The following is a 25373-nucleotide window of genomic DNA, read 5'->3' on the forward strand; positions in this document are numbered from 1 at the left end:
AGTCCTTCACCGCGTACCGTGGCCCCTCGGACCCGATCCGACCGCAGGAACCTCAGCGTCCCCGGACCCGATCCGACGGCAGGAGCACGAGCGTCATGAGTGAAGGAACCATGCAGCGACGAGCACAGCTAGACCAGGGTGACCAGCGTGACCGGCGGAGGAAGCGTCTTGGCCGCGTCCTTGTGTGCGCGGCCGCGGTTCCCGTGATGCTGATCGCCGCCGGCTGCTCCTCCGACTCCGACTCGGGCTCTGGTTCCGACAGCGCCGGCGAGGGCAAGAGCGCGGGTGACGAGGCGTCGGCGTCCGCGATCCCGTCGCCGACGGTTCAGGCGGCGGCGTACGCGAAGCTTCCGAAGCCCTGCACCGTGCTGGCGAAGAAGACGCTGGGCGATCTGGTACCGAAGGCCAAGACGTCCGGCAAGGAGGGCAATTCGGACGATGCCGCGTCGCGCGGCAACTGTTCCTGGAGCAGCCTGGACGACAACGGCGTGAAGGGCTCGCAGTTCCGCTGGCTGAATGTCTCCCTGCTCCGCTTCGACTCGGACACGACGCGCGGTGCCGGCGACGAGCAGGCTCAGGAGTACTACGACAAGCAGGTCCAGGCCGCCCAGTCGGCGGAGGGTGCGAAGGGCGTCAAGTCCGAGCCGGTGACCGGCATGGGCGACGCGGCGACGGCGGTGCGCTACGACCTGAAGAAGAAGGAGGGTTCCTTCAAGCAGCAGACGGTCGTGGTGCAGGTCGAGAACGTCGTCGTCACCGTCGACTACAACGGCGCGGGCCTGGCGGGCGAGAAGACCCCGAGCGCGACGGATCTGATGAAGGACGCGCAGAAGGCGGCGAAGGAGGCGGTGGCGGCGGTGTCGTCGGCCAACGGCTCTGCGGCGAGCAGTTCACCGTCGGCGTCGAAGAGCCCGTCCAAGAGCCCGTCGAAGGATGCCTCTCCGTCGAAGTCCGCGGCGAAGAAGAACTGACCGTCACATCGGGCCCAACTCGCGCCAGAACATAACCATTTGACGGAGCCCGGTTCCTCTCTGGGACCGGGCTCTCACGTCCCGGCAACCCGCGCGCCGTACACATGTGCCACTCTGTTGCGCGCAACGACTTGCATGGGGAGGGGAGTACGGGTGGCCGCGCCACTGCAGCTGACACGGACGCACCGGATTCTGATCGGCGTGGTCGTCTTCGGTGCCGTCGTCATCGCCGGCATCGGCTTCGCGGGTTCTTACGCCGCCGTCCGCGAACTGGCCCTCCAGAAGGGCTTCGGGGACTTCAGTTACGTCTTCCCGATCGGCATCGACGCGGGCATCTGCGTCCTGCTCGCCCTGGATCTGCTCCTCACGTGGATACGCATACCCTTCCCGCTCCTGCGCCAGACGGCGTGGGTGCTGACGGTGGCGACGATCGCCTTCAACGGCGCGGCGGCCTGGCCGGATCCGCTGGGCGTGGGCATGCACGCGGTGATCCCGATCCTGTTCGTGGTCTCGGTGGAGGCTGCGCGCCACGCGATCGGCCGCATAGCGGACATCACGGCGGACAAGCACATGGAGGGGGTCCGCATGACGCGCTGGCTCCTCTCTCCCGTGCCCACGTTCCTCCTCTGGCGCCGTATGAAGCTCTGGGAGCTCCGCTCCTACGACCAGGTCATCAAGCTCGAGCAGGAACGTCTCGTCTACCAGGCCCGCCTCCGCTCCCGCTTCGGCCGCGGCTGGCGCCGCAAGGCCCCGGTCGAGTCCCTGATGCCCCTACGCCTCGCCAAGTACGGCGTCCCCCTGGCTGACACGGCCCCGGCGGGCTTGGCGGCGGCGGGCATAGAACCGGCACTGCTGCCTCCGGCGCCGAAGCAGGAAGTCGACGTCGACGCAGCTGCGGGCAGTCGTGCCGCTGGGGCGGCACGGGTGGGCGCAGCGGCACCTCCCAGCGAGCAGCGCCTGGAGCTGGACAGCAACCAGGACGCCGAGTACCAGTACTACGCACCCGAACTGGACCAGAACCCCTGGCTGCACGCCCGGGACCCGCAGTCCATCGAGTACCACGGCGACTACGACCCGACATTCGAGCCGACATACGAGCCGCCGTATGACCCGACATACGAGGCGGAGCAGTACAACGAGCCTCCTCCCCCGGCACCCGCAGAACCCGCAGAACCCTCGATGGAGGAGACCGGCAGTTTCCGCATCCCGGTGAGCCGGGGCCGTACCCGCGAACTCGGCGAGGGCGGCGGCACGCCCGCTCCCGAGCCGACCGAAGAGGACTACTACCAGGTCTTCAAGAAGTCGATAGGCGGCACCGGCTACCCGACCCCGCGCGAGTACAGCGAGAACGTCGAGGCGGAGTTCAGCATCACGCTCCTGCCGGACGAGGCGAAGCGCATGGTCAACCGGTTCACGAAGCTCTACAACGCGGAACTGGAAGAGAACCACATCGCCTGACGTGAAGCAGAACGTGCAGCAGAAAGGGGCCCTCGCCGGAGGGCCCCTTTCCCGTACCGCCGTACGTACCGCTTACTCGCCGAGCAGACGCCGTACCCGCTCCTGCCCCACCGCCAGCAGCAGCGTCGGCAGCCGCGGCCCGGTGTCCCGCCCCACCAGCAGGTGGTACAGCAGAGCGAAGAACGACCTCTGCGCGGTCTTGATCTCGGCCGGCAGTTCCTTGGGCGTGGCGTCGGCGGGGAACCCGGCCTGCACCTTGGGCACGCCGTAGACGAGGTGGGTGAGCCCGTCGAGCGACCAGTGGGACTCCAGCCCGTCGAGGAGGAGCCGCAGCGACTGCTGGGACGCCTCGTCGAGGGACTTCAGCAGGGCGATGTCGGGCTCGTCCCGCACGATGGTGCGCTGGTCGGCGGCAACGTGCGTGTTGATCCACGCCTCGGCCTTGTCGAACCGCGGCCGTACCTCGTCCAGCGACCCGAGCGGCTGCTCCGGATCCAGCTCCGAGAGGATCCGCAGCGCCTGGTCCTCGTGCCCGGCGGTGATGTCGGCGACGGACGCGAGAGTCCGGTACGGCATCGGCCGCGGCGTACGCGGCAGCTCACCGCCGGCGGTCCCCACGGCACGCGCGTGCGCGGCGACGTCGCCGGGCAGCGCGGACCCGTCCGCCACCTTCGCGTCGAGCTTGTCCCACTCGTCGTAGAGCCGCTGGATCTCCTGGTCGAAGGCGATCTTGAAGGACTGGTTGGGGCGACGCCGGGCGTAGAGCCAGCGCAGGAGCTGAGGCTCCATGATCTTCAGGGCGTCAGCAGGGGTAGGCACCCCGCCCCGCGACGAGGACATCTTCGCCATGCCGCTGATGCCCACGAACGCGTACATCGGCCCGATGGGCTGCTTCCCGCCGAAGATCCCGACGATCTGCCCGCCCACCTGGAAGCTCGACCCCGGCGACGAGTGGTCGACCCCGCTCGGCTCGAACACGACCCCCTCGTACGCCCACCGCATCGGCCAGTCGACCTTCCAGACCAGCTTGCCGCGGTTGTACTCACTCAGCCGGACGGTCTCGGCGAAACCGCAGGCGTCGCAGGTGTACGACAGCTCGGTGGTGTCGTCCTCGTAGGAGGTGACGGTGGTGAGGTCCTTCTCGCAGTTGCCGCAGTAGGGCTTGTACGGGAAGTATCCGGCGGAGCCGAAGGAGCCGTCGTCCTCGGCGGCGGCGCCCGACCCTTCGGCGGCCTCCAGCTCGGCCTCGTCGACGGGCTTCTGCGACTGCTGCTTCTTGGCGGGGGCCTTCTTGGTCCGGTACTGGTCGAGGATCGCGTCGATGTCGCCGCGGTGCCGCATGGCGTGCAGGATCTGCTCCCGGTACACGCCGGTGGTGTACTGCGCGGTCTGGCTGATCCCGTCGAACTCCACGCCCAGCTCGGCCAGCGACTCGATCATCGCGGCCTTGAAGTGCTCGGCCCAGTTGGGGTGGGCGGAGCCCTTGGGGGCGGGGACGGAGGTCAGCGGCTTGCCGATGTGCTCGGCCCACGACTCGTCGACCCCGGCGACGCCTGCCGGCACCTTGCGGTACCGGTCGTAGTCGTCCCAGGAGATCAGATGCCGGACCTGGCGACCCCGCCGCCGGATCTCGTCGGCGACGAGATGCGGGGTCATCACCTCACGCAGGTTCCCCAGGTGGATGGGCCCTGACGGCGACAGTCCGGACGCGACGACAACCGGTTTGCCCGGGGCCCGACGCTCCGACTCCTCGATGACCTCATCCGCGAAACGGGAGACCCAGTCGATGGTCTCGGTGCTCTGAGCCACGATCGGCACGTCCTTCTTTCTCCAGAGGCAGCCGGTACGGTCAACGGCTGGCGCCCTCATTCTCCCAGCTCCGACGGCAACAACGAAAACGCCTTTTCAACGACCCACCTAGGGGCGCGGGGAACTGCGCGACCAGCCCCCACCGGCCAGCAGCCGCAGAAAACCCCTTTACCCCCCATGGGATACTGACCGTGTCTGTCCAACCCACGAGGAGAACGGCTCCCACCCCATGGCCCCGGTCACGTCCCTCACCGCTTCCGTCAACCAGCGCCTCGCGTCCGCCCTCTCGGCAACCCTGCCGGAGGCCGGCTCCGTCGACCCGCTACTGCGACGCAGCGACCGGGCCGATTTCCAGGCCAACGGCATCCTCGCCCTGGCGAAGAAGGCGAAGTCGAACCCGAGGGAGCTGGCAACGCAGGTCGTCGCCAACATCACCACCGGCGACGTGATCAAGGACGTCGAGGTCTCCGGCCCCGGCTTCCTGAACATCACGATCACCGACAAGGCGATCACCGACAACCTCGCGCAGCGCTACGCGGACCCCGACCGTCTCGGCGTCCCCCCCAAGGAGAACGCGGGCGTAACCGTCATCGACTACGCACAGCCGAACGTCGCCAAGGAGATGCACGTAGGCCACCTCCGCTCCGCGGTGATCGGCGACGCCCTCCGCGGCATGATCGACTTCACCGGCGAGAAGACGATCGGCCGGCATCACATCGGCGACTGGGGCACCCAGTTCGGCATGCTCATCCAGTACCTGATCGAGAACCCGGGTGAGCTGGCCCCGCCGTCCGAGGTGGACGGCGAGGAGGCGATGAGCAACCTGAACCGGGTCTACAAGGCGTCGCGCGCGGTCTTCGACTCGGACGACGACTTCAAGGAGCGGGCGCGGAAGAGGGTCGTCGCCCTGCAGTCCGGCGACAAGGAGACGCTCGACCTGTGGCAGCAGTTCGTGGACGAGTCGAAGGTCTACTTCTACTCGGTCTTCGAGAAGCTGGACATGGAGGTCCGGGACGACGAGATCGTCGGCGAGTCGGCGTACAACGACCTGATGCCGGAGACGGCGAGGCTGCTGGAGGAGACCGGAGTCGCCGTGCGGTCCGAGGGCGCGCTCGTCGTGTTCTTCGACGAGATCCGCGGCAAGGACGACCAGCCGGTGCCGCTGATCGTGCAGAAGGCGGACGGCGGCTTCGGCTACGCGGCGAGCGACCTCTCCGCGATCCGGAACCGCGTCTTCGACCTGCACGCGACGACGCTGCTCTACGTCGTGGACGTACGCCAGTCCCTGCACTTCAAGATGGTCTTCGAGACGGCCCGCCGGGCGGGCTGGCTCACCGAGCACGTCACCGCGCACAACATGGGCTACGGCACGGTGCTGGGCGCGGACGGCAAGCCGTTCAAGACGCGTGCGGGTGAGACGGTGAAGCTGGAGGACCTCCTCGACGAGGCGGTCCAGCGGGCCGCCGAGGTCGTACGGGAGAAGGCGCAGGACCTCACCGAGGACGAGATCCAGGAGCGGGCCACTCAGGTCGGCATCGGCGCCGTGAAGTACGCGGATCTGTCGACGTCCCCGAACAGGGACTACAAGTTCGACCTGGACCAGATGGTCTCGCTGAACGGCGACACGTCCGTCTACCTCCAGTACGCGTACGCCCGTATCCAGTCGATCCTCCGCAAGGCGGGAGACGTACGACCGTCCGCGCACCCCGAACTCGAACTCGCCCCGGCGGAGCGCGAGCTGGGCCTGCACCTGGACGCGTTCGGCGACACGGTCTTCGAGGCGGCGGCGGAGTATGCACCGCACAAGCTGGCCGCCTACCTGTACCAACTGGCGTCGCTCTACACGTCGTTCTACGACAAGTGCCCGGTCCTGAAGGCCGACACCCCGGAACAGACAGAGAACCGCCTGTTCCTGTGCGACCTCACGGCCCGCACCCTCCACCAGGGCATGGCGCTGCTGGGCATCAGGACGCCCGAGCGGCTCTGACGCTGACGTACGGACGGCGGGCGGTCATTGCCCTTGGTGACCGCCCGCCTTCAACTCGTCGTAGAGCTTGTCCACGGCGGAGAGGCGCCTCAACGCCTCCTCGTAGGTGTACATGAGGTCGGACATGTACCAGTTGACCCTGCTCTGGTCGTAGCCCTTCTTGACCACCGCGAACCCGTGCACGTCATTTGCTCCGCGCCATTGCTTGAGGTGAGCCGTGGCAAAGGCGGCGTTCACCCCGGCTCGATGGACCGCGTCGGCGATCAGGCCCGCCGCCGTCTCGGGAACCATCTCCGTGATCGCCGCCTCCACGACGGCGGCGCGACGCAGCGCCCGGTCGATGTCCGCCGTGATCACGGCGACACGTTCATGCACCTCCTCGACGGAGTAGCCGCGACGGGCGATGGTGAAGCCCCGGGCCGCCGTGTCCGGGGCCTGTGCGGCGTCACCGGCCGGGAGGAACAGGGGGGCCGGGACACCGGGCTGAGCATCGCTCCCGGCCCGACCGGGAGCCTGCTGCGCCAGCACACCGGCGAGCAGCCTCTTGTTGCCCGCTTCGAGCCTGGCCAGCGCAGCCTCGTTGTCGGCCAGCAGAGCATCGTTCTCGGCAGCCAGCCTGGCCAGCTCATCGTTGCCGTCTTTCAGCCTCGCCGGCCGTTCTCCGACGTCCGCGTCGACCATCCCGTTCCCGGCCTCCGCCTTGACCCGATCGGCATCCGCGCGAGCCGCCCGCAGCAGTTGCTCCGCGTCCGCGCGAGCCGCCCGCAACAGCCCCTCGGCCTCCGCGCGCACGGAGGCCCCCTCGCCCTCCGCCCGCTCCCACACCTCCCACGCTTTCGTCAGCAACCGCCCCGCGAGCGAGTCCCCGTGCCCCGGTCCGAGCGCGTCCAGCGGCTTGCTGTCGGGCAGCGCGACGGCATGCTCGAACAGCACGGTGCTCAGGGCGTCGTGGACGACGGCCGCGTCCTGCGGCCGGCTGTCGGGGTCTTTCGCGAGCAGGCTCATGAGCAGGTCGTCCAGGCCCCCGGGCAGGCCCGCGACGAGCGAGCTCGGGGCGACCGGGGTGTCCTCCATCTGCATCCGCAGTACGGCCCACTGGACATCGCTGGTGAAGGGCGGACGGCCGGTCACCGCGTGGTAGAGCAGACAGCCCAGGGAGTACAGATCGCTGCGATGGTCGATCGCGCGGGCTCCCATGGCCTGTTCCGGAGACATGTACGGCGGCGAGCCGAGCGGCGTACCCGTCACCGTGAGTTCGCGGGCGCCGATGGTCTCCCCCATGAACTTCGCGACCCCGAAGTCCAGGACCTTCACCGTCCCCGAGGAAGTGAGGAGCACGTTCGCGGGCTTGATGTCGCGGTGGACGACGCCCTGGCTGTGCGCGGCGTGCAGCGCCTCGGCGATCTGTGCGCTCCAGCCGACGGCGAGCGTCCAGGGCGGTGTGGACTCGTTCAACTGCCTGTGGAGAGGCACTCCGTGCACGAGTTCCATCACCAGGAAGAGGGTCTGGCGCCCGTTGACCGACACCTCACCCCAATCGTGCACGGTCACGATGTTCTGGTGGGACAGCCGCCCCGCCAGCTGCACTTCGCGCTGGAACCGGGCCTGCGTCTCCGACTCGTCCATCCCGTACTGCGGATGAACCACCTTGACCGCGACATCCCGCCGCATCCGCTCGTCCTGAGCCGCCCAGACCTGCCCCATGCCGCCCGCACCCAGCAACTGGCCGATCCGGAACCGCCCGGCGAGAAGTTCGCCGCCCTGCACGTGTGACCTCCCAAGCCGCGTTCCCGCCGCTCACTGTTTCCGACGTGGCTCAGCTTCCCGACGAGTTGCCCGAGCTTCCGTACGACCCGCCCGCCTGCCGCCGCAGCCGCCGCGCCTCCTCCTCGATGCGGCGTACGACATCGCCCGCGCCCGCGGTGTCGTCCAGCCCGCTGGCGAGGAGCTGCGCGGCGAGAGTGTCGAAGTAGTGGGCGGTGACCAGAAGCCGGTCCTCCAGGTCGAAGGTCGACCTGGCGTTCAACGGGACGTTGTTGGCCTCGTCGAGAACCCGGTTGATCTGCCGACTGATCTCGTCCTGGGCGTCCTGGGCCAGGTCCACGGCCCGCCCGGTCTGGGCGAGGATGGAGTGGCAGGAGCGCCGCAGTTCCTGGACCAGTCGGTGGTCGCGGGTCGGAGTGGTCAGCCCGGTGACGTCGGCCCCCTGGAAGGTGCCCTGGACGACGCGGGGGAGGTCCATGTCAAAGGCCCCCCCGGCGAAGTGCCGCAGGTCGATAGCGCTGGTCGCCCCGAGCGCTGTCCGGAAGCAGGGATGGACGTGGAACTCCGTCTCGTGCGCCTGCACGGGCAGGTCGTCGTCCCCGGCGAACACCACGTCGTTGCCGCGGCGCACCCCGAGGAAGCCCACCGCGTAGAGGACGTCGACGATGCCGGAAAGCGTGAGCGCGTCGGCGTACGCCGGGAACAGCCGGTGCAGTGACTCGGCCGCCGCGTCGAACCGGCTGCCGAGGGCGGCACGCGTCACCACGTACCCCGTGTTCTGAAAGAGCGGGAAGAGATGCTTCAGGAAGGGATGCGCGACCAGATACTCCAGCGCCAGATCCTTCAGCTTCCAGTCGGAGAACTGCCGCCCCGCCTGCAGCACATCCCCCTCCGTGATCCGCTCCCGCCCATGGATCAACCAGGCGGTCTCCTGGCAGAGGTTGAGGAACTGGATGGCGTCCCGCGGCCGGGGCAGACACCGCCGGAACAGATAGCTCGCGGTCTCCTCCCCCTCCACCACCGCCGGAAACAGCTCTCCCCACAGCAGCTCGGCCGTCATCTCGGCCCCCACGGAGGCCCGCGCCCGAGCCAGCGCGAGATCCCGCAACGCCTGCTCGGTCCACGTGATCCGCAGCTCGTCCCCGCGGAACTTGTCGCCCTCCCCGAAGGACAGCGAGTCGTAGATATCGGCGCGCAGAAACAGCAGGAACCGCACGGCACCGCCGTACAGACTCGCTGCGTGCTTCGCGGCGAGCAGCAGCCCGATCACCATGGAGTTGCTGTCCGACTCGGCGGACCACACCTGCTCCAGCTGGTCGACCATGAGCAGCAGCGGCCCGTGCTCACCGGCGCAGCCGAGGTCGGTGAAGGCCTTGGCCACGCCCTGCTCGACGACCTCCAGCTGCCGGGCGGCCTGCGCGCCCTCCGACGGGGCCTGCGCGAGGTCGAGCCCCGCCTTGACCCCGAACGCCTCCAGGGACAGCGAGGTCTGCAGTCCCCGTGCCCCCTGCGCGAGCCGGTCACCGAGCCGCCCGCCGGCCGACTCCCCGTTCTGCTTCAGGAACCGCGCCAGCGCCTTCACGGAGTCGGGCTTGCGCCGGTGTGCGTCCTTGGCGTGTGTCACCAGGTGGCGAGCGGCATGTACGGCGAACAGATACCGCCAGATCAACGACTTCGCCGAGTCCCCCGGCAGCCCCTGCAACTCGAACCGCCGGATCTCCTCCCCGGCGGTCTCGTCGGGGGTCACCAGCACGGTCCCGGCATGCTGCCCGCCGTCCGCCGACAGCTGCATGCAGATCGCGCTCTTGCCGGACCCCTTGCGCCCGATGATCAGCATCTTCCGCCCGGACAGCGCCGCGCGATAGGCCGCGTTGGGCAGAAACCCGCCGCGCAGCAACAGCCCTTCGGTCACATCCCGTTCGGCATCCTCACGCCCGAAGTGCAGCCGCGCGAGTACGGGCCCGTCAGCCATCCCGTCCCCCTATGTGTCGCCCCGTAGGCCGACACGGTATCGGCACCGCCCACCGTCACGGGACAGACGAACTCACACCACACCACTTTCCCCAACTCGCGTTCACGCACCCCCCATCCATCACTCAACGCGGCGACGAGCACGAGTCCCCGCCCACCCTCGTCGCGCTGCTCCACGACACGCGGCGCACCACCCCCGCTGTCGTGCACCTCGACCCCCACCACGCGCCCGTCGTACCGCAGGAACAGCAGCAACTGCCGCCCGGGCGGAACGCCGTGCATCAACGCGTTGGTCACCAGCTCGCTCACACAGAGCAGTACGTCGTCCGCGCACGGGCTTCCTTCGAGCCCCCACCCGGCAAGGGTCTCGGCCGCGAACCGCCGTGCGGCGGGCACGGATCGCCGGTCACGGGGGAAGAACTTCTGGCGCAGCGGCGGGAGTTGGATCGTCTCGTTCACGAGACGAGAGTTGCGGAGAGTGACTAGCGTTGATCACCCGGTGAACCCGTACGGATTTTTTGTACGGGCTCGTACCCGGTGACGTACGTGTGCCCTGGGGGATTGAGACCAGCATGAGCGCGAAGAGGCCGCCGCGGCCGAAGAACCTGACGTCGATGAAGATGCTCGGCAAGCAACTGGGCGCGGCGCGTCGTGTCGCTGGCTACACCCAGAGTGCGCTGGGCGACCGCGTCAAGCTGGACGAGGAGACGATCGCGTCGATCGAACAGGGCCGGAGGTCTCTGAAACCGGACCTGGCGGCGCTGTTGGACGACATCCTCCAGACGAAGGGGATGCTGTCGGTGGGCGTGGCGAACCTGCCGGAGATCGACCAGTTCCCGATGTGGGCGGAGCTGTATATGCAGCATGAGCGGGAGGCGATTGCGCTGTCGTGGTACGACAACGCGGTCGTCCCCGGCCTGCTACAGACCAGGGCGTACGCCCACGCTCTGCTGAGCGGGCGTGTCCCGGCCTACGAAGCGGACGAGCTGGAGACCAAGGTCACCGCTCGTATCGAGCGCCGCGAGATCCTGCACCGCAAGGTTCCGCCGACCCTGAGCTTCGTGGTCTGGGAGCCGGCACTTCTCATGCCCACTGGAGGGAGCGAGGTCCACCTCGAACAGCTGCGCTTCCTGCGCGAGTGCTCCGAACTCCCTTGCCTGTCACTGCAGATCCTGCCGCTGAACCGTACGTCTCACGCGGGAGACGCGGGCCCGTTCATCCTCGTCGAGACGCCCGACCACCAGCACCTCGCTTACACCGAGTCGCAGCGCGGCAGCCAGTGGGTCTCCAACCCGGATGAGGTGTCCATCCTGGCGCGCAAGTATGCGATGCTGCGGACGCAGGCCCTCACCATCGAGGAGTCAAGAAGCCTGCTGGATCGTCTGCTAGGAGAGCCATGAGCACCGCACTTCAGTGGTTCAAGTCGACCTACAGCAGCAGCGAAGGCGGCGCGTGCCTCGAAGTCGCCGTCTCCTGGCGCAAGTCCAGCCGCGCCATCCACATCCGCGACTCCAAGAACCCCGAGGAAAGCGGCCCCACTTTCACCGCCTCCCCCGAGGCCTGGGCCGCTTTCACCGCGTACGCGACCCGCTGAGCCGAAGCGTCAGGCGTGGGCCGGCGCGAACTTGGGGTTCGGGCCGTACTTGTTGGTGTCCTGGCCGTCCGCGCAGAGGAAGACCAGCATCACGATCAGGCCGACGAGCGGGACGATGCTGATGAGGACCCACCAGCCGGTGCGGCCGGTGTCGTGGAGCCGGCGGATCGTGACACCCAGGCCCGGCAGGAACAGCGCGACGGTGAGGATGGGGACGAGGATGTTCGAACCGATGACGGCCATGTCGATGACCGACAGCACGATGGCGATGACCATGTAGATCAGCGTGAACATCCAGTATTCCTTGCGGCGCGCACGCCCGTTGAACACCGCGTACTTCTTGAGAACGTCGACGAACCAGTTCATGTAAATCCCCCCATGGGATCGATGCTTGAGCCTCACCGATCGGATCCGGCCAGAGGCAGAACGTACGGAGCTGACGGGTTCTCGTCAACGCGGTAGACGTCCCTGCTCAGCGGGGTGTTGGAGGCAAACCCAAAGGCGTATTCGGGGACAGAACCATCCAAGGTCACCGATGTTTCCGTCGCCCGCGCGCGAACCGTGTGCGATTCGTGTCCCGTCCTACGCCGCTTCGAGGCCGGAACGACCTCGAACCGTTGTCAGTGGTCGGCCTTACAGTCGGTGACATGGCGACACTTCCCAACCCGCTGCCCACGCTCGCGGCCGATCCGAGCGGTCGTGCGCTCGGGCTCACGCTTCCGCCGGGGCGACTGATCGACGCGACCGACGAAGGCCCCTGGCATGAGCCGTTGTTGTGGCATGCCGAGACGCCCGCGTCGGTGGGCGTCTGGACGAAACTGGGCGCACCGGCCGGACGGGCCGGGCTGCTGCCGGTGCTGATAGAGACCGGCGGGAGCCAAGGCGGCCCGGAGGACTGGAACTTGATGCCGGGAGAGGTGTCGTACCCGGGCGATCATGACGCGGACGAGGTGCTGGAGGAGCTCTGGGAGGACTGCGAGGGAGAGGACGGCGAGGAGTGGCCGGGCCTAGCCGAAGTCCCCGAGCCCGCAGCCGACTCCACCGACGCCATCGAATCAGCCGAACCCGCCGCCGCCGAGATCGCGGACTCGCTCCTCCTCGCGGGCGGCGGCCCGTTCAAGGACCCGCACCTCGCCCTCGTCCCCGCGCGCCGCAGCGCGGACATACCGGCGGCGATCGGCTGGTCGGGCCCGGCGAACCACGAGGGCGACGTGGCCCGGCTGTGCGCCGTACTCCGCTCCTGGGAGGACCGCTTCGGCATACGGGTCGTGGCGCTCGGCTTCGACCACCTGCTGGTGTCCGTCGCGGCCCCGCCCTCGACCCAGGCCGACGCGGAGGCACTCGCCGCCGAGCACTTCGCGTTCTGCCCGGACAACATCTGGCAGAGCAACGACACGACCCTGCGCGCCTACGCCGAGCACCGCCTCCTCAACCAACCGGCCTGGCACTTCTGGTGGGACTGATCATGCACTGAGTCACCCCAGCAGTGTCATGCTGCCGGGGGCGGCGATCAGGAACTCCTCGTCCAGGATCCGGCGTGCCTCCGCCTCGTCCGTCACCTCCCGCTCCGTCACCGTGCCGTCGTCGGCGCGTGTCTCGGTGAGGAGGCGGCCATAGAGGTGGAGGTGGCGTTCGGCGGTGGTGCGCTGGACGTAGAGCTGCTGGGTGAAGGGAGAGCGCGGGTTCGTCGCGACATGCCAGTTGATGACCTCGAAGTCAGGCTTCTCGAACGGCTCCACGGTGAAGGCGTACTGGTCCGCCCAGCCCCCGGACCGCTCCTCGATGGCCTGAAGCATCCACATCTCCAGCGGCCCCCGATGCGGCACCCACACCAGCCGGTGCCGCCGCCCGCCACCCCGGAACTCGGTGTCCGCCCGCAACGGCACCGGCTCGAGCAGCGCGCCGATCGCCCCGAAGCCGACGTCGGAGAGGTAGGGCTGCGGATCGCCCGGAGCCTCCACCAGCAGAGCCATGTGGGTGCGAGGCCGGCTCTCGATGCGGTCCGCGCCGACGGCGACGCGGGCCGCCAGCCGGGTCATGCGGAAACCCAGCGCGTCCAGCGCGAGCGAGAAGAGGGTGTTGTGCTCGTAGCAGTAGCCACCGCGCCGGCTGTGGACCAGCTTGGCCATCAGGTCGACGGGGGCGAGGGAGGGCGCCGTACGACGCAGGGCGTCCAGGTTCTCGAACGGGATGCTCCGCGCATGCGCCAGATGCACACCTTTCAGCGTCGCCAGATCCGCCCGCCGCTCGCCCTCCCAGCCGATCCGCTTGAAGTACGCGTCGAGGTCGAATCCCGCGGATTCCACGATTGACTCGGACATGCCCCCACCGTAGGCACGCCACTCACCCCGAGGCCGCCGCCCCCGGCAGGAACCGACGCCGGACTTTCGTCCTAGGCCCCCTAGCCCAGCCCAGCCCGGCCGGGACAGCGGACCAGCCCCCGATCCCCGTCCCGTGCCGCAGCCGAGGGAAAGACCATTCCCCCAGCTCAGAGGGCATCCCACCCCGTCCCGCGTCCCGAATCCCCCGGCGACCCTGGCGGTCGTGGCCGATCACCGCGCAAGCTGAAGCCTCCCGGAGACCCACGACCGAAAGGGCCACCATGTCCGCACGCCTCGCCGCCGACCGAACCCGGCTGCTCGCCACGACGACGGCCGTACTCGCCGCACTCGTGCTCGCGGGTGCGCTCACAGGGTGCGAGGACGGCGAAGGCCTGCGCGACGAGGGCCCGTCGGCCACGACCAGCTCGACGACCTCCTCGACCCCACCCCCGGTGTCCCCCGCACCGACGACCGACCAGACCCACTAGGCCCCCTAGAACCCCCTAGGACCCTGCCCCCGCCGCCTCGCCCCACTTCTCGCCGCCGAGCGGGAACTCGTACGAGGGACGGCCGTTGTTGCCGCTCGTGCGGAACGGCTCACCGCCGTCGTCGACGACCACCGTGCCCTGCCGTGTGCCGCTGGACCACTTCAGCTCCAGATACCAGCGCACGTCGTACGCCGAGGCGTCGGCCATGATGCGGAAGACCTCCGGGTCCGACTCGCTCACCGAGAACGGGAAGTCCCGCTGCCCGGCCGCGGGCTGCACGACCGGACGGGCCGCGTCGAGGGCCACGGTGAAGGGGTGCGTCGGCACATCGCCGCCGCAGCCGACGCCCATCACGTAGTCGTTCCAGGCGAGCGGCATGCCCCTGCCGACCACATGAACCGCCAGACTGTCGAGGACCACCGTCCGCTCCCCGGTCCCCTGCACGGTCAGCGTCACCAACTGCTCCCCCGCCGACACCGCACCTTCCGCCGACACCCACGCCGGCGCGCCCTGCTCGAAGGGCGGCGGATGGACCTCCGCCGGGGGCCGGTCGATCAGATAGTGCTGCGAACAGGGCCCTTCCCAGGTGTACGGCCGCGTATTCACGGTCAGCAGCGGCCCGGCCTCGTTCCCGGGAACCTCACCGGCCGGCGCACCACTGCCCCCGCCGCTCGTACGGCTCACCGAGGGCGAAACGGACGGCGTGCCCTTCCTGCTACCGGACTCGGTCTCCTTCGCGGTCGCCCCGGGCGAGGCCTTCGTCGGCGTCGCGGACACACCCCCGGACGACGCCGCCGCACCGACCGGACTGCGCCGCCCGTCATCGCCCTGGTCACCGGAGAAGGGCTGCACGGCAAACGCGACGGCACCGAGAACGGCAGCTACGGCGACACCGGCGAGGAGAGCGGTACGCCGAGGCAGCCGACGGCTCTGCTGCGGCAGAGCGGGACCGGGAGCGTCCTCGGGCATGTCCCCAGGAGCCTCCTCAGCCACCGTCTTCGCAGTTGCCCCCTCAGCCACCACCTCCGCGTCCGCCTCCACCTCCGCCTCCGCCGCCCCCTTCCGGGAGCCCCGCGCCGCGTCCGCCAGCACCCACCGCCGATGCAGCTCCACCAACTCGGCGGGCGACGCCTTGCAGAGACGCGCCAGCCGCTCCACAGGTGCGTAGTCCGTGGGTACGGCATCCCCGTTGCAGTACCTGTGCAGCGTCGACGTACTCATGTGCAGCCGCTTGGCGAGCACCCCGTAGCTGAGCCCGGAGCGGTCCTTCAACTGGCGCAGAAACGCCGCGAATCCGTCCGCGGCAGTGCCGTCCGACACCGTTCTCCCCTCCCCCGCCATCCCATTCCACCGTTCCAGGGAATGGTCGTTTCCCCAGGTCAGACCGTTACCAGCGTTCCAGTGTCCCTGATCGCCCGCCGGTTGATGCGGCCGGGACGCACTATCGCACAGGCTCTCCTCATCCACAGCGACCCAGCTCCCACGGACAAGGACCCAGCCATGCGCACCTTCCGCCAAGCCCGCCTCTTCGCCGCCGCAGGCATCACGCTCGCCACCCTCGCCCTCACCGCTTGCGACAACGGAACGGGCACGAAGGACGAGGGTGCGTCGAAGCTGACGCCGACGCCGACGGCAACGGCGTCGCCCACGGACGACACCAAGGGATCGCAGCCGACGAACTCCAGCTCCGGAAAGCCCTCACAGCCCGCACAGCCGAACCAGACCACAGAGAAGACGAACAAGACGACCGACCAGACCGACAAGTCCATGTCCAACCCCGCCATCTGCAACGGCTCCAACACCAAGGTCACCGCCCAGCCGGTCTCCCGCCCGCTCAACCACATGCTGCTCACCGTGACCAACACCGGCTCGAAGGCATGCTCGCTGATGTACTACCCGGTGCTCCGCTTCGACGAGATGCAGTGGGTGCCGCAGGGAAGGCCGGAGAGCAAGCCGCAGGCCGTCCCCACCCTCTCCCCCGGAGCCTCCGGCTACGCGGGCGTCCTCCTCGCCGCGGCCGACGGCAGCGGCGACGGCGGCACCACCGGCAAGAAGCTCACGATCGCGTTCCAGGGCGGAACCCCGAACAGCTCCGGCGGCGCGTCGGCGACCCCGCCCCTGCCGGCCAAGGGCGTCTACTACGACAGCTCGCTGTCGGTGACGTACTGGCAGTCGGACATGGCGAACGCCCTGAACTGACCACTGACCGCCCCACGCCGACCAACTACCTCACCTTCTGGGCGACTTCGGTGGCCCAGTAGGTGAGGATGTTCTGCGCACCGGCCCGCTTGATCCCGGTCAGCGCCTCCAGGATCGCCCGGTCCCGGTCGATCCACCCCTTCTCGGCGGCGGCCTCGATCATCGAGTACTCACCGGAGATCTGATAGGCGGCGACCGGCACATCCGCCACGTCCGCGACCCGCGCCAGAACGTCCAGATAGGGCCCGGCAGGCTTGACCATCACCATGTCGGCCCCTTCCTCCAGATCGAGGGCGAGCTCCCGCAGCGACTCCCGCGCATTGGCGGGATCCTGCTGATACGTCTTCCGGTCCCCCTGCAACGACGAGCCGACAGCCTCCCGGAAGGGCCCGTAGAAGGCGGAGGCGTACTTGACGGTGTACGCCAGCACGGCCACGTCCTCCCGCCCGATCTGATGAAGGGCATCACGTACGACGCCGACCTGCCCGTCCATCATCCCGCTGGGGCCCACGACATGCGCCCCGGCATCGGCCTGCACCTGAGCCATCTCGGCGTACCGCTCAAGGGTGGCGTCATTGTCCACCCGCCCCTGATCATCAAGCACCCCACAGTGCCCATGATCGGTGGTCTCATCCAGACACAGATCAGACATCACCAACAACTCATCGCCGACCTCGGCCCGCACATCCCGGATCGCGACCTGCAGAATCCCGTCCGGATCGGTCCCCGGCGTCCCCAGGGCATCCTTCTTCGACTCCTCCGGCACCCCGAAGAGCATGATCCCGGACACCCCGGCCGCCACAGCATCGGCAGCCGCCTTCTTCAGGCTGTCCCGAGTGTGCTGCACAACCCCGGGCATGGCCGCGATAGGCACCGGCTCACTCACACCCTCCCGCACGAACGCGGGCAGGATGAAGTCGGCCGGATACAGCCGGGTCTCGGCAACCATCCGCCGCATGACAGGACTCGTACGCAGCCGCCGAGGACGCGTACCGGGAAACGATCCGTACTTCGCCATGCAACGAGGCTACGCCGAACGGCCCCCCACCTTTGCCGACGAGACGTCGGGCCGCCCCGCACCCGGCGCGGTGGCTGGGCGGGGGGCGTTCGCGCAACCCGGCCTGACGGGGCACCGCCTGCGCCCACCCGTGCCGCCCCAGGCGGCACGCATGCCCGCAGCTGGGGCGGGCACGGCCGACCGCCCCAGCATTCCGCGCACCCGCAGTCGCCCACGCGCCCGGACGGCCCGGCGTCCTGCCGCGCACGCGACCACGCACCCGCACTCGCCCACGGCGGGAAGGGGACGCGGTGGGGGTGTCCGCCCGCAGCGGTTGTCGCGTCAACACCGGCACCTCCGTGATCGACCGAGCCGCGACGTTCCGAGGACGGACACCCCCACCGCGGCCCCGACCCACCCCACACCGAAGGCGCTACGCGCACCCCCACCCACCCGCGCCCCCCGCCGGGAGGCATCCCCCGAATGCGCCCCACGACCCCCGGGTCCAAGCTGAAAGAACAAGCCCCCCGAGCACCCCGACGGGGAGGACCCCATGACGACCGCCCACCACCCTCACCCCCACCACCCCCACGACACCCCCGCCCTGTTCGCCCTCTCCGACATCCTCGGCCCGGTCCTACGCCCCACGGACGACGGCTACGCTGACGAAGTCACCGGCTTCAACCTGTCCGCCCGCCACATCCCGGACGTGGTCGTCGGCGCCACCACCCCCGGCGACATAGTCGCCGCGATGCGCTGGGCCGCGGCCACAGACACCCCCGTAGCCGTCCAGGGCACCGGCCACGGCGCCAACTTCCCGATCGACAACGGCCTCCTGATCAACACGTCCCGCATGACGGACGTACAGATCAACCCGACCCAACGCACCGCAACCATCGCCGCGGGCGCGAAATGGCGCCACGTCCTGGACGCCGCCGCCCCCTACGGCCTGGCCGCCCTCAACGGCTCCTCCACAGACGCCGGCGTGATCGGCTACACCCTCGGCGGCGGCCTCCCGATCCTCGGCCGCGCCTACGGATACGCCTCCGACCTGGTCCGCTCCTTCCACGTCGTCACCCCCGACGGCACCCTCCGCGAAACGGACGCGACCCACGAACCGGAATTGTTCTGGGCCCTGCGCGGCGGCAAGGGCAACGTAGGCGTGGTCACCTCACTCGTGACCGACCTGATCCCCCTGACCCGCATCCTCGGCGGCGGCATCTACTGCGCCGGCGACCACGCGGAACCCCTCCTCCGGGCCTGGGCCGACTGGACGACCACCGTCCCCACCCAGATGTGCTCGGCGTTCACCCTCCTCCGCCTCCCCCCGCTCCCGGCGATCCCCGAACCCCTGCGCGGCCGCTTCTGGGCCCGAGTGGCGATCGCCTGGACCGGCGACCCGGCCGACGGCCGACGCCTCCTCGACCCGATCCGTTCCGCCGCCCCCGTCGTGTTCGACACGGTCGACGAAATGGACTACACCGACGTGGACTCGATCTACGCGGAACCCCAGGACCCGCTCCCCGCAAGGGAGTCGTGCGCCCTGCTGGCGGAACTCACCCCGGAAGCCGTCGACACCCTCCTAGCCCACGCAGGCCCGGCCGCACCCCCCGACTACCCCCTGCTGATAGTCGAACTCCGCCACATGGGAGGCGCGTTGGCCCGCACGACCGCCACAGAGGACGCGATCTGCGCCCGCGACGCGAGCCACCTACTGGAAACAGTCGCGGTGATCCCCAACCCAGAAGCAGCCGAGGCAGTAGAAACAGCCACGGCCGCCCTCAACACCGCCATGGCCCCCTACGGCACCGGCCGCTCCATGGTCAACATCCACGGCCGCCCCGGCAGCGAATCCGACCGAGCCCGAGCCTGGACCCCCGAGGTCTACAACCGCCTACGCCAGGACAAGGCCACCTACGACCCCAAAAACCTCCTACGCTACGGCCACACGGTGACCCCAACGCCTGCATAGACAGCTCAAGCTGCGGGCATGCGTGCCGCCTGGGGCGGCACGGGTGGGCGCAGGCGGCACCCCGCCAGCGCCGGGCCGCGCGACCCACCCGCCCTCAGCCACCACGCCGGGTAACAGCTACGTCGTACGCCGCCGACGCGCCCCCGGCCGCCGCTCACTCGGCCGAGTCACCGCATCCCCCGCCTCCAACGCCGCAGCCCGCCGCCGCATCCCAAAGTCCGCCAACGCCTCAGCCAACTTGTGCACAGACGGCTCCGGAGCCATCACATCCACCCGCAGCCCATGCTCCTCAGCGGTCTTCGCCGTAGCAGGCCCAATACAAGCGATCACCGTCACGTTGTGCGGCTTCCCGGCGATACCGACCAGATTCCGCACCGTAGAAGAAGACGTGAACAACACCGCATCGAACCCGCCCCCCTTGATCGCCTCCCGAGTCTCCGCAGGCGGCGGCGACGCCCGCACGGTCCGATAGGCCGTCACGTCGTCAACCTCCCACCCAAGCTCGATGAGACCCGCAACCAGCGTCTCGGTAGCGATATCGGCCCGCGGCAGGAACACCCGATCAATCGGATCGAAGACCGGGTCATAAGGCGGCCAGTCCTCAAGCAACCCCGCCGCCGACTGCTCCCCACTCGGCACCAGATCCGGCTTCACACCAAACGCGACCAACGCCTTCGCGGTCTGCTCCCCCACCGCGGCAACCTTGATCCCCGCAAAGGCGCGCGCATCGAGCCCGTACTCCTCGAACTTCTCGCGCACGGCCTTGACCGCGTTCACGGACGTAAATGCGATCCACTCGTACCGCCCGGTCACCAGCCCCTTGACCGCCCGCTCCATCTGCTGAGGCGTCCGCGGCGGCTCGACGGCGATCGTCGGCACCTCGTGCGGCACGGCCCCGTACGACCGCAGTTGGTCGGAGAGCGACGCCGCCTGCTCCTTCGTACGCGGAACGAGCACCTTCCAGCCGAACAACGGCTTGGACTCGAACCACGACAGCTGCTCACGCTGAGCCGCGGCGGAACGCTCCCCGACCACGGCTATCACGGGCCGCGCGCCCTCGGGCGAGGGCAGCACCTTCGCCTGCTTCAGGGTCTGCGCGATGGTCCCCAGCGTGGCGGTCCACGTCCGCTGCCGAGTGGTCGTACCGGCGACCGTGACCGTCATCGGCGTATCGGGCTTACGCCCCGCCGAAACCAGCTCACCGGCAGCAGCCCCCACCGAATCCAGCGTCGTCGACACGACGACCGTGCCGTCCGACGCACCGACCTCGGTCCAGCACCGCTCCGACGCGGTCCGCGCATCCACGAACCGCACATCGGCGCCCTGCGCGTCCCGCAGCGGGACACCGGCGTACGCGGGCACCCCGACGGCGGCCGCGACACCCGGCACGACCTCGAACGGAACACCCGCGGCGGCGCAGGCGAGCATTTCCTCGGCGGCGTACGTATCCAGTCCCGGGTCCCCCGAGACCGCACGCACGACCCGCCTGCCGCCCCGCGCGGCCTCCATGACAAGATGTGCGGCATCCCGCACGGCGGGGGCGCCAGCGGTTGTTGACTGACCGTCAACAACCGTTAGTTGAGGCGTGCCTGTGCCCGGATGCGGGTCCGACGAAGGACCCGGATCCGTGTTCACGACGGCGACGCCCGATCTGGCGTGAGCGCGTACGACGTCGAGCACCTCGTGCTCGGCGACGAGAACGTCCGCGTTCGCCAGCGCCTCGACGGCGCGCAGAGTCAGTAGTCCCGGATCTCCGGGTCCGGCACCCAGGAAGGTGACGTGCCCGTGTTCCGGACCGGCGGGAAGGGTGGTGGGGCTCAATGTGCTCGCTCCCCCATCAGACCGGCCGCGCCCTGGGCAAGCATCTCGGCCGCGAGTTCACGGCCGAGCGCCATTGCTTGGTCGTATGTCTCGGGCACGGGACCGGTGGTGGACAACTGCACCATCCGCGAGCCGTCGGTCGTGCCGACGACGCCGCGCAGGCGCATTTCCTTGACAATCTGCCCGTCGGCCAGAAGGTCGGCCAGCGCACCCACAGGTGCGCTGCAACCGGCCTCCAGGGCGGCGAGCAGTGACCGCTCGGCGGTCACGGCGACCCGCGTGAACGGGTCGTCGAGCTCCGCGAGCGCGGCGATCAGGTCCGCGTTGTCCGCGGCACATTCGATCGCGAGTGCTCCCTGGCCGGGAGCGGGCAAAACTGTGTCGACCGAAAGGAAATCAGTCACTTCATCGATACGGCCGATCCGGCTGAGCCCGGCCGCGGCCAGCACCACCGCATCGAGCTCACCATCGCGCACATACCCCACGCGTGTATCCACGTTCCCGCGAATCGCAACCGTCTCGATATCCAGCCCATGGGTGCGGGCGTACCCGTTCAGCTGGGCCATCCGCCGCGGCGAACCCGTACCGATGCGCGCCCCGCGCGGCAGGTCGGTGAACTTCAGCGCGTCCCGGGCGACGATCACGTCCCGCGGGTCCTCGCGCTCGGGGACGGCGGCCAGCGCCAGCTCGTCCGGCTGCCCCGTCGGCAGGTCCTTCAGCGAATGAACCGCGAAGTCGACCTCCCCCTTGAGCAGCGCCTCCCGCAGCGCCGTCACGAAGACACCCGTGCCGCCGATCTGCGCGAGCTGCTCACGGGAGACATCGCCGTACGTGGTGATCTCGACCAGCTCGACGGGCCGTCCGGTCACCTGGCTCACGGCCTGTGCCACTTGCCCGGACTGGGCCATGGCGAGTTTGCTTCGCCTGGTCCCCAGCCTCAGTGCCTTGTCCTCACTCATGCCGAGCCTCGGTCTTTCTTGCTGGTGCTGTCCTCGGCACGCGAGACGGAGGCCACCGTCTCCTGGTCGAGGTCGAACAGGGTCCGCAGGGCGTCCGCGTACCCGGCGCCGCCGGGTTCTGCCGCGAGCTGCTTGACCCGTACGGTCGGCGCGTGCAACAGCTTGTCGACGACGCGCCGCACGGTCTGTGTGATCTCCGCCCGGTGCTTGTCGTCGAGGCCGGGCAGCCGGCCCTCCAGACGCGCGATCTCGGTGGCCACGACATCGGCGGCCATCGTCCGCAGCGCGACCACGGTCGGCGTGATGTGCGCCGCTCGCAGCGCCGCCCCGAACGCCGTCACTTCGTCGGAGACGATACGGCGGACCTGGTCGACGTCGGCCGCCATCGGAGCGTCCGCGGAGGCCTCCGCCAGCGACTCGATGTCCACCAGCCGCACCCCGGCGAGCCGGTGCACGGCCGCGTCTATGTCACGCGGCATCGCCAGGTCCAGCAGGAACAGCACCGGCTCGGGCCGCGGCACGACCGCCACCGGCTCGGGCCTGCGCCGCTCGGGGATCCGCCCGGCGGTGGCCGCGGTCGCGGCGAGCGCGATGATCAGCTCGGCGTCGGCCTCGGCACGGCGGGCGGCTTCCCGGTGGTCGATGGTGCCGTTGTCCACCCAGGTGGCGTGCTGCTCCAGCGTGGCCGCGTCCATACCGGCCACGGCGGCCTCGCCCATGAGGGAGAACCCGGGCTGCACGGCGGCAAGATCAAGCGGACAGTTCTCGTCGCCGCCCGCCAAGCTGCGGGTAGACGTGCCGCTTGGCGCGGCACGGGTGGGTGCAGGCGGCACCCCGTCAACGCCGGGCTGCGCGACGCCCCCACGGCCCTCCATCGCCGCAGCGATCGTCTCCGCCGCCAGCACCAGCCCCGTAGCCCCCGTGCACGACACGGCAACGTCGGCACGTGTCAGCTCGACCGGCACCGACTCCATCGGTACCGCGCGGGCCACCACGCCCGTGTCGTCCCCCTCGGCGAGGATCTCGGCGAGCCGCTCGGCACGGTCGTACGTACGGTTGGCGATCACGATCTCGGCGACCCCCGCACGCGCGAGCGTCGCCGCGGCCAGCGAGGACATCGAGCCCGCGCCGATCACCAGGGCCTTCTTGCCGCGGGCCCAGCCGTCGACCGGCTTGCCGACGGCCAGCTGCTCCAGGCCGAAGCTGACCAGCGACTGGCCCGCACGGTCGATGCCGGTCTCGGAGTGGGCGCGCTTGCCGACCCTGAGCGCCTGCTGGAACAGGTCGTTGAGCAGCCGGCCGGCGGTGTGCAGCTCCTGGGCCGTCGCGAGGGAGTCCTTGATCTGGCCGAGGATCTGGCCCTCGCCCACGACCATCGAGTCCAGCCCGCAGGCCACCGTGAAGAAGTGGTGGACGGCCCGGTCCTCGTAGTGCACGTACAGGTAAGGAGTGAGTTCCTCGAGGCCGACCCCGCTGTGCTGGGCGAGCAGCGTGGACAGCTCGGCGACGCCCGCGTGGAACTTGTCCACGTCCGCGTACAGCTCGATGCGGTTGCAGGTGGCCAGGACAGCGGCCTCGGTGGCCGGCTCGGCGGCGACGGTGTCCTGCAGCAGCTTGATCTGGGCGTCCGCGGACAGCGCGGCCCGCTCCAGGACGCTGACCGGAGCGCTGCGGTGACTCAGCCCGACGACGAGGAGACTCATGCCGGCATCACGGCGGGTACGTCCCCGTCCGGTCCCTTGTCGGCGGACTCGCCGCGCACGGCGGCAACCGCTCCGGCGCTCTCGGCCGCCGCGGCCTCCTCGCCGGCCTTGCGCTGCTCGTGGAAGGCGAGGATCTGCAGCTCGATGGAGAGGTCGACCTTGCGTACGTCGACGCCGTCCGGGACGGACAGCACGGTCGGCGCGAAGTTCAGGATGGAGGTGATGCCGGCGGCGACGAGCCGGTCGCAGACCTGCTGGGCGACGCCCGGCGGGGTGGTGATGACCCCGATCGAGACGCCGTTGTCGGAGATGATCCGCTCTATGTCGTCGCTGTGCTGGACGGTGATCCCGGCGATCTGCTTGCCGGCCATCTCCGGATCGGCGTCGATGAGCGCGGCGACCCGGAAGCCACGGGAGGCGAACCCGCCGTAGTTGGCGAGGGCGGCGCCGAGGTTACCGATACCGACGATGACGACCGGCCAGTCCTGGGTCAGGCCGAGTTCGCGGGAGATCTGGTAGACGAGATACTCGACGTCGTAGCCGACACCACGGGTGCCGTACGAGCCCAGATACGAGAAGTCCTTGCGCAGCTTGGCGGAGTTGACCCCCGCCGCGGCCGCCAGCTCCTCGGAGGAGACCGTGGGGACCGAGCGCTCCGACAGTGCGGTCAGCGCGCGGAGGTACAGCGGAAGCCGGGCGACGGTGGCCTCGGGAATCCCTCGGCTACGGGTCGCCGGTCGGTGAGTTCGGCCAGTTGCCACGGTGCTCCTGCGGGTAGAGCGGGGCTGCAGGCGGTCACACGTCCCTGGACCGCCCCGTCGAAAGCAGGCTATGTCTTTGTGAACGCGTGCACAAAGATGGTGTCCGATTTGCCCGGCCAACGTGACCGGGGTCACGCGCCGCTCGTTCCGGGCCGCCACGGGGGTCAAAACCGAACACTCTCCTCAACGATCCCCACCCCCGAGACCAGGTCGCCGTCGATCCTAAGCCAGTTTCCGGCCGACTTGGACTGGTCGGTCAGTGCTTGGCCAGAGCCTTGCGGAGCCGGTCCTCGTTCACCCGCCAGAACGTGTGCTGCTCCCCGTCGACCAGGACGACCGGAATCTGCTCCCAGTACTGGTCATGGAGTCGGGGGTCCTGGGTGATGTCCTTCTCCTCCCAGGGAACACCCAGCTCCGCACAGACCTTCTCGACCACCAGCTGTGCGTCATCACACAGATGGCAGCCGGGCTTGCGAATGAGGGTGACGAGCCGGGCACGGGCGGCGGGCCGACGGAAGACAGGACTCATACGGCCATTCTCCCGCCACGACGACCACCGTTTAACTGTGCGGTCGCGGAGAGTTCACAGCCACCAAAC

The 25373-nt window shown here is 69.4% G+C and carries 22 protein-coding genes; 9 read left to right on the plus strand and 13 right to left on the minus strand.

All coding sequences use genetic code 11. From position 1 onward, the window contains the following. Nucleotides 1–95: 95 nt before the first annotated feature. Both OG828_RS21770 and OG828_RS21775 read left to right on the plus strand, forming a co-directional pair. Complete coding sequence (locus OG828_RS21770) at nt 96–971, plus strand: DUF3558 domain-containing protein (protein ID WP_328359360.1); 876 nt, start codon at nt 96–98, stop codon at nt 969–971. 153 nt (nt 972–1124) lie between these two features. Further along, nucleotides 1125–2429, plus strand: coding sequence for a DUF2637 domain-containing protein (locus OG828_RS21775; protein ID WP_328502058.1), 1305 nt, complete (start codon nt 1125–1127; stop codon nt 2427–2429). 72 nt (nt 2430–2501) lie between these two features. On the opposite strand, the gene lysS is transcribed toward OG828_RS21775, so the two are convergent. Next, a complete protein-coding gene (lysS, locus tag OG828_RS21780) occupies nt 2502–4247 on the minus strand; it encodes a lysine--tRNA ligase (RefSeq protein WP_328502059.1) in 1746 nt (581 codons plus the stop codon). 220 nt (nt 4248–4467) lie between these two features. Here lysS and argS point away from each other — a divergent pair, with 220 nt between their 5' ends. Further along, the gene (gene argS, locus OG828_RS21785) at nt 4468–6225 is read left to right on the plus strand and encodes an arginine--tRNA ligase (protein ID WP_328502060.1); all 1758 of its coding nucleotides are present in this window, start codon (nt 4468–4470) and stop codon (nt 6223–6225) included. 24 nt (nt 6226–6249) lie between these two features. Here argS and OG828_RS21790 read toward each other — a convergent pair whose 3' ends face one another. From OG828_RS21790 to OG828_RS21800, 3 genes are read right to left on the minus strand one after another with little or no spacing between them, the layout of a single operon-like run. Continuing rightward, nucleotides 6250–7992 (minus strand): serine/threonine-protein kinase, encoded by a 1743-nt coding sequence (locus tag OG828_RS21790; protein ID WP_328502061.1) that lies wholly within the window; start codon nt 7990–7992, stop codon nt 6250–6252. 49 nt (nt 7993–8041) lie between these two features. After that, the gene (locus OG828_RS21795) at nt 8042–9961 is read right to left on the minus strand and encodes a P-loop ATPase, Sll1717 family (protein ID WP_328502062.1); all 1920 of its coding nucleotides are present in this window, start codon (nt 9959–9961) and stop codon (nt 8042–8044) included. Then, a complete protein-coding gene (locus OG828_RS21800) occupies nt 9898–10419 on the minus strand; it encodes an ATP-binding protein (protein WP_328502063.1) in 522 nt (173 codons plus the stop codon). The genes OG828_RS21795 and OG828_RS21800 overlap by 64 nt, the downstream gene beginning before the upstream one ends. A gap of 113 nt (nt 10420–10532) precedes the next feature. On the opposite strand from OG828_RS21800, the gene OG828_RS21805 reads away from it, so the two are divergent. Beyond that, nucleotides 10533–11360: a helix-turn-helix domain-containing protein gene (locus OG828_RS21805; protein ID WP_328502064.1), complete on the plus strand. Its 828-nt coding sequence runs from the start codon at nt 10533–10535 to the stop codon at nt 11358–11360. Then, nucleotides 11357–11554: a DUF397 domain-containing protein gene (locus tag OG828_RS21810; RefSeq protein WP_328502065.1), complete on the plus strand. Its 198-nt coding sequence runs from the start codon at nt 11357–11359 to the stop codon at nt 11552–11554. Before OG828_RS21805 ends, OG828_RS21810 begins: the two co-directional genes overlap by 4 nt. A 9-nt stretch (nt 11555–11563) precedes the next feature. Here OG828_RS21810 and OG828_RS21815 read toward each other — a convergent pair whose 3' ends face one another. Continuing rightward, nucleotides 11564–11920, minus strand: a complete 357-nt coding sequence (locus tag OG828_RS21815; protein ID WP_328359386.1) for a DUF805 domain-containing protein — start codon at nt 11918–11920, stop codon at nt 11564–11566. Between the two features lie 281 nt (nt 11921–12201). Here OG828_RS21815 and OG828_RS21820 point away from each other — a divergent pair, with 281 nt between their 5' ends. Further along, nucleotides 12202–13017 carry a DUF4253 domain-containing protein gene (locus OG828_RS21820; protein WP_328502066.1) on the plus strand — a complete coding sequence of 272 codons (816 nt, stop codon included), beginning with the start codon at nt 12202–12204 and terminating at the stop codon, nt 13015–13017. Nucleotides 13018–13029: 12 nt separating this feature from the next. On the opposite strand, the gene OG828_RS21825 is transcribed toward OG828_RS21820, so the two are convergent. Then, nucleotides 13030–13875, minus strand: a complete 846-nt coding sequence (locus tag OG828_RS21825; protein ID WP_328502067.1) for an arylamine N-acetyltransferase family protein — start codon at nt 13873–13875, stop codon at nt 13030–13032. 281 nt (nt 13876–14156) lie between these two features. Between OG828_RS21825 and OG828_RS21830 the strand changes: the two genes are divergently transcribed. Continuing rightward, entirely contained in the window at nt 14157–14363 is a 207-nt protein-coding gene (locus tag OG828_RS21830; RefSeq protein ID WP_328502068.1) for a hypothetical protein, read from the plus strand. A gap of 15 nt (nt 14364–14378) precedes the next feature. On the opposite strand, the gene OG828_RS21835 is transcribed toward OG828_RS21830, so the two are convergent. Continuing rightward, nucleotides 14379–15683 carry a helix-turn-helix domain-containing protein gene (locus tag OG828_RS21835; protein ID WP_328502069.1) on the minus strand — a complete coding sequence of 435 codons (1305 nt, stop codon included), beginning with the start codon at nt 15681–15683 and terminating at the stop codon, nt 14379–14381. 180 nt (nt 15684–15863) lie between these two features. On the opposite strand from OG828_RS21835, the gene OG828_RS21840 reads away from it, so the two are divergent. Continuing rightward, nucleotides 15864–16562 carry a DUF4232 domain-containing protein gene (locus tag OG828_RS21840; protein ID WP_328502070.1) on the plus strand — a complete coding sequence of 233 codons (699 nt, stop codon included), beginning with the start codon at nt 15864–15866 and terminating at the stop codon, nt 16560–16562. 25 nt (nt 16563–16587) lie between these two features. Here OG828_RS21840 and hemB read toward each other — a convergent pair whose 3' ends face one another. Further along, nucleotides 16588–17580: a porphobilinogen synthase gene (gene hemB, locus OG828_RS21845; protein ID WP_328502071.1), complete on the minus strand. Its 993-nt coding sequence runs from the start codon at nt 17578–17580 to the stop codon at nt 16588–16590. Nucleotides 17581–18112: 532 nt separating this feature from the next. Between hemB and OG828_RS21850 the strand changes: the two genes are divergently transcribed. Next, nucleotides 18113–19531, plus strand: a complete 1419-nt coding sequence (locus tag OG828_RS21850) for an FAD-binding oxidoreductase (RefSeq protein WP_328502072.1) — start codon at nt 18113–18115, stop codon at nt 19529–19531. A gap of 117 nt (nt 19532–19648) precedes the next feature. Here the strand turns inward: OG828_RS21850 and OG828_RS21855 are convergent, their stop codons facing one another. From OG828_RS21855 to OG828_RS21875, 5 genes are all read right to left on the minus strand, one after another. After that, complete coding sequence (locus OG828_RS21855; protein WP_328359409.1) at nt 19649–21352, minus strand: bifunctional uroporphyrinogen-III C-methyltransferase/uroporphyrinogen-III synthase; 1704 nt, start codon at nt 21350–21352, stop codon at nt 19649–19651. Beyond that, nucleotides 21349–22311 carry a hydroxymethylbilane synthase gene (gene hemC, locus OG828_RS21860; RefSeq protein WP_328359412.1) on the minus strand — a complete coding sequence of 321 codons (963 nt, stop codon included), beginning with the start codon at nt 22309–22311 and terminating at the stop codon, nt 21349–21351. The genes OG828_RS21855 and hemC overlap by 4 nt, the downstream gene beginning before the upstream one ends. Further along, nucleotides 22308–24014 (minus strand): glutamyl-tRNA reductase, encoded by a 1707-nt coding sequence (locus tag OG828_RS21865; protein ID WP_328502073.1) that lies wholly within the window; start codon nt 24012–24014, stop codon nt 22308–22310. Before OG828_RS21865 ends, hemC begins: the two co-directional genes overlap by 4 nt. Next, on the minus strand, nt 24011–24775 hold the full coding sequence (locus OG828_RS21870; protein WP_328359418.1) for a redox-sensing transcriptional repressor Rex: 765 nt from the start codon (nt 24773–24775) through the stop codon (nt 24011–24013). Before OG828_RS21870 ends, OG828_RS21865 begins: the two co-directional genes overlap by 4 nt. A 256-nt stretch (nt 24776–25031) precedes the next feature. Continuing rightward, nucleotides 25032–25304: a glutaredoxin family protein gene (locus tag OG828_RS21875; protein ID WP_328359421.1), complete on the minus strand. Its 273-nt coding sequence runs from the start codon at nt 25302–25304 to the stop codon at nt 25032–25034. Nucleotides 25305–25373 lie beyond the last annotated feature (69 nt).

The organism is Streptomyces sp. NBC_00457 (assembly GCF_036014015.1).
Classification (GTDB): domain Bacteria; phylum Actinomycetota; class Actinomycetes; order Streptomycetales; family Streptomycetaceae; genus Streptomyces.